At 69.5% G+C, this 4,492-nt stretch carries 4 protein-coding genes; all 4 read right to left on the minus strand.

All coding sequences use genetic code 11. The annotated features are described in order from the left end of the window. Positions 1-48 precede the first annotated feature (48 nt). The 4 genes from ACLP25_RS25330 to ACLP25_RS25345 are packed head-to-tail and all read right to left on the minus strand — an operon-like array spanning position 49 to position 4,436. Positions 49-864, minus strand: a complete 816-nt coding sequence (locus ACLP25_RS25330) for a crotonase/enoyl-CoA hydratase family protein (RefSeq protein WP_442471882.1) — start codon at positions 862-864, stop codon at positions 49-51. A gap of 24 nt (positions 865-888) precedes the next feature. Then, a complete protein-coding gene (locus tag ACLP25_RS25335; RefSeq protein WP_442471883.1) occupies positions 889-1,608 on the minus strand; it encodes an ABC transporter ATP-binding protein in 720 nt (239 codons plus the stop codon). After that, a complete protein-coding gene (locus ACLP25_RS25340; protein ID WP_442471884.1) occupies positions 1,605-3,389 on the minus strand; it encodes a branched-chain amino acid ABC transporter ATP-binding protein/permease in 1,785 nt (594 codons plus the stop codon). Before ACLP25_RS25340 ends, ACLP25_RS25335 begins: the two co-directional genes overlap by 4 nt. Before the next feature lie 3 nt (positions 3,390-3,392). After that, the gene (locus ACLP25_RS25345) at positions 3,393-4,436 is read right to left on the minus strand and encodes a branched-chain amino acid ABC transporter permease (RefSeq protein WP_442471885.1); all 1,044 of its coding nucleotides are present in this window, start codon (positions 4,434-4,436) and stop codon (positions 3,393-3,395) included. Positions 4,437-4,492: the final 56 nt, after the last annotated feature.

A 4,492-nucleotide genomic window follows, 5' to 3' on the forward strand; every position in this document is an offset into this window, starting at 1 on the left:
CGCTCCGTTTTGCCGCGCTGTCCGTTGCGCCCGCTCATGACAATCGGCTCAGCTCTGCCGCAGCACCTTGGCCGCGCGCTTCTCCAAAAAATCCTTCAGACGCTCTGTCGCCTCGGGGCTCATCTCGGCGATCGTCGCCATCAGCGATTCAGTGAGCAGGCCGCTCGTCGGATGGCTTTCGTGGATGCGCGGCAAGGCGTGCAGCACGGCGAAATTGGTGGTCGTCGTGTTCGACGCGGCCTTGGCGGCGAGCTCAAGCGCCTTCTCGAGCCCCCGGCCGTCCTCGACCAGATATTGCGTGATCCCGGCCGCGTGTCCCTCCTCGGCAGAGAGGGTGCGCCCGGTCAGCATCAGGTCCTGCACCCACGGAACGCCGATCAGCCGCGCGATCCGGACCGAGCCGCCGCCGCCCAAAAAGATTCCGCGCTGGCCCTCAGGCAGGCCGTAATAGGCCGAAAGCTCGGCGACCCGGAGATGGGTCGCGGCGGCGAGCTCCAGCCCGCCGCCGACGACCGCGCCGTGCAGCACGGTGACGTCCGGCGTGCGGCCGAACTGGATCGCCTCGAACGCCCGGTGCCACATGCGCGAATGCAGCACGCGCTCGAGCGGGTCGAGGTCGTTGGCCACCTCGGAGAGGTCGAGCCCGGCCGAGAAGTGCTTGCCCTCGCCCGTGAGCACGACCGCGCGAATGTCCTCGGGCAGTTTGGTGAAGAAGGTTTCGAGGCCGAGCACGGTGACATCGTCGAGCGCGTTGCGCTTTTCCGCGCGCGCGAGGCGGATGTGCGCGATGGCGCCGCGCCGCGTCGCCTTCAGCGAAGGCGGCAGGTCGAGGGCGATCGGTTCGTCTTGATGCTCGGCGGTCATGGTCTTTTCCTTTCGTCCTTGTCCTCAATGGCGTCCCAGACCGAGGTAGCTCTCGATGACGCGCTTATCGTTGGCGAGATCGGCGGCGGGGCCCTGCATGACGATCTCGCCGAGCTCCATGACATAGGCCCAGTCGGCGATCTCAAGCGCGGCGCGCGCATTCTGCTCGACGAGCAAAATCGACACGCCCGTCGCCTTGAGCTCGCTGACGATGGCAAAAATCTCTTTCACGATGCGCGGGGCGAGGCCGAGGCTCGGCTCGTCGAGCATCAAGAGGCGCGGCCGTCCCATCAGCGCCCGGCCCATCGCGAGCATCTGCCGCTCGCCGCCCGACAGCGTGCCGGCCTTCTGGCCGCGCCGCTCACGCAGGCGCGGGAACCGGGCATAGGTCTCGGCAAGCCCCGTGCGGATCGCCCCGGCGCCGAGCCGATAGGCGCCGAGACGGAGATTGTCCTCGACCGACATGACGGCGAACAGCTCGCGCTTCTCCGGCACGAGGCTCAGGCCCGCGGCGACCCGCTCCTCGACCGGCTTCGCGCCGAGCGCGCGGCCGTCGAATTCGACGCCGCCGCTCGACGGCAGCACGCCCATGACGGCGTTGAGCAGCGACGTCTTGCCGGCGCCGTTGGCGCCGATCACGGTCACGACGCCGCCCGCCGGAATCTCGATGCAGGCTTCGCGCACCGCCTCGACGCGGCCGTAAGCCACGCTCAGTCGCTCGGTCTTCAGGAGGGCCACGCTCATGCGACGCCCCCGAGATAGGCTTCCAGCACCGCCGGGCTTTCGGCGATCGCCTTTGGCGCGCCCTCGGCGATCTTCAAGCCGAAGTCTAGCACGACGATGTGGTCCGTGAGCTGCATCACGAAATCCATGTCGTGCTCGACAAGCAGCAGGCTCATGCCCTCTGCGCGCAGGCGATCGAGCAGCGCGGCGAGCTCCTTCTTCTCGGCGAAGCGCAGGCCTGCCGCCGGCTCGTCGAGCAGCAAAAGCGCGGGGTCGAGGCAGAGCGCGCGCGCGATCTCGGCGAGGCGCGCTTGGCCGAGCGCGAGCGAGCCGGCTGCCTTGTGCATGTGCTCGGCCAAGCCGACGCGCTCGATCTGGCGAGCGGCTTCGGCGATGATCTCAGCCTCGCGGGCGCGGTCGAGGCGGACGAGGGACGATAGCGCGCCGACGCGGGCGCGCAGGTGCGCGCCGATAGCGACGTTCTCCAGCACCGTCATCCCGGGCACGAGCCTGACATGCTGGAAGGTGCGCGCGATTCCGCGCTCGGCGATTTTCCGCGCCGGCAATCGGTCGATGCGTTCGCCGCGGAAGCGGATTTCTCCCGAGCTCGCGCTGGCGACGCCGGTGAGCAGATTGAAGGTCGTGCTCTTGCCCGCGCCGTTGGGGCCGATGAGCCCGACGATCTCGCCGCCGCGCACGGAAAAACTCACCTCGTTCACCGCGACGAGGCCGCCGAAGCGCTTGCTGACGCCAGTGACTTCGAGCAGCGGCGCGCCTTTTGCGTTCGCCGGCCTCTTCGGCAGGGGCGGGGCGGTCAGGTCGACCGCCTTCGGCGCCGCCGGCGGCCCGAGCTTGCGCAGCGCCGGCCAAAGGCCGCTCCGCGCCAGCTGAAGCGCGGCGATGAGCAGGATTCCGAACACGATCGCGTCGAGGTTGCCGCCGCCCTCCATCAGCTTGGGCAGCCAGTTCTGCAACTGATCGTTGAGCACGGCGACCACGGCCGCGCCGACCACGCCGCCGACCACGCCGCCGAGCACATATCCCGAGCCGCCGAGCACCGCCATGATCAGGTATTCGATGCCGGCGCCGAGGCCGAACGGCGAGGGGCTCACCGACCGCTGCACATGGGCGTAGAGCCAGCCCGAGAGCCCGGCGAGGAGGCCGGCGTAGACGAACACGACGAGCTTCGCCTGCGCGGTGTCGACGCCGAACGACTCCGCGAAGGCGCCGCCGCCGCGCAGCGCCCGGATCGCGCGGCCCATGCGGCTGTCGAGCAGATTGTCGCTCAGCACGACCGCAATCAGCACGGCGAGCCAGATGAGGTAGTCAACCGCGCGGCTGTCGATCAGCGCCCAAGGGCCGATCGCGATCGGCGGGATGCCGCTGATCCCGTCATAGCCGCCGAGCACGGCGAGATTGCCGAACAGGTAGAAGAAGCTGATCCCCCAGGCGATGGTGCCGAGCGGCAGGAAATGGCCAGAGAGCCGCACGGTGACGAGCCCGATGGCGAGCGCCACGAGACCGGTGGTGAGCAGCGAGACCGGCAGGGTCGCCCAGGGCGAGAATCCGAACGTCGTCGTCAGCACGGCCGTGGTATAGGCGCCGAAGCCGACAAAGGCCGCCTGTCCGAACGACGTCATTCCGCCGACGCCGGTCAAGAGCACGAGGCCGATGGCGACGAGGCTTGCGAGGCCGATATAACCCGCGAGCGTCACCCAGAAGTCTGGCGTGAACGGAAGGAGCGGCGCGACGGCCATCAGCGCAATGACGACAAGGCCGACGAGGCGGGGCGAGGCGCGCATCGCTCACTCCTCCTCTTCATCGGCGGGCGCGCCCGCGGCGTAGGAGCGCCAGAGGAGGAACGGGATGATGATCGAGAAGACGATGACTTCCTTGAAGGCGCTGGCGAAGAAGGCCGAGGTCGATTCGAGGAGGCCAATGGCGAGCGCGGCCAGCGCCGTCAGCGGATAGCTCGCGAGCCCGGCGATGATCGCGGCGACGAAGCCCTTGAGCCCGACGAGAAAGCCGGTGTCGTAGGCGACCGTGGTCAGGGGACCGATCAGCACGCCGGACACTGCGCCGATCCCGGCGGCGAGGGCGAAGGCTGTACGCGCCGTGCCGTCCACGCGCACGCCGACGAGGCGCGCGCCGAGGCGGTTGACCGCGGTGGCCCTGAGCGCCTTGCCGATCAGCGTCCGCTCGAAGAAGACGAACAGGCTCGCCATGACCGCGCCCGTAACCGCGAGCACGGCGACACTCTGCATCTTCACCACGATCGGGCCGACCGGAACCACGCCTTCGAGCATCGGGGCGATGCGCGAGCCTTCGGCGCCGAACACGGCGAGGCCGAGGCCGGTCATCGCCAGATGCACGCCGATCGCTGCAATGAACAGGATCAGCACGCTCGCGTCGGCGAGCGGCTGGAAGGCGAGCCGGTAGACGAGCGGCCCCATCGGGACGATGAGCGCGAGGGTCAGCGCGATCTCGACCGCCATGCCGGGTTTTTGCGGTGCGACCCAGGAGGTCAGCCCGATGAGAGCCAGGGGAAAGACGACGTCGCGCGCCGCGATCAGGGCGAGGCGGCGCGCCGGCAGCCGGCCTCTGGCGCGCAAGAGATCGACCGCGGCCGCGGCGAGGCCGAGGCCCACGAGCAGCTTCGCCGTTCCGGGCAGGGCGCCGTTCTCGAGCGCCGCCATGGTCAGCGCGCCCCAGGCGACGAACTCGCCCTGGGCCACGAAGATGACCCGCGTCACGGTGAACACGAGGACGAGCGTGACGCCGAGCAGCGCGTAGACCGCGCCGTTCATCACCCCGTCCTGGGCGAGAAAGAGGAGGATGGTCGGGCTCATGGCGTCCCCTCATCCGGCCGGCAGTCGCCGGCCACCTTCCCCCCGGGGGGGGGGGA

It is taken from the genome of Roseiarcus sp., assembly GCF_052145395.1.
Taxonomy (GTDB): Bacteria; Pseudomonadota; Alphaproteobacteria; order Rhizobiales; family Beijerinckiaceae; genus Roseiarcus.

Excerpts from the sequence above, each read along its gene's own strand:
- ACLP25_RS25330 (WP_442471882.1), bottom strand. The coding sequence starts at position 864 with ATGACCGCCGAGCATCAAGACGAACCGATCGCCCTCGACCTGCCGCCT.
- ACLP25_RS25335 (WP_442471883.1), bottom strand. The coding sequence starts at position 1,608 with ATGAGCGTGGCCCTCCTGAAGACCGAGCGACTGAGCGTGGCTTACGGC.
- ACLP25_RS25340 (WP_442471884.1), bottom strand. The coding sequence starts at position 3,389 with ATGCGCGCCTCGCCCCGCCTCGTCGGCCTTGTCGTCATTGCGCTGATG.
- ACLP25_RS25345 (WP_442471885.1), bottom strand. The coding sequence starts at position 4,436 with ATGAGCCCGACCATCCTCCTCTTTCTCGCCCAGGACGGGGTGATGAAC.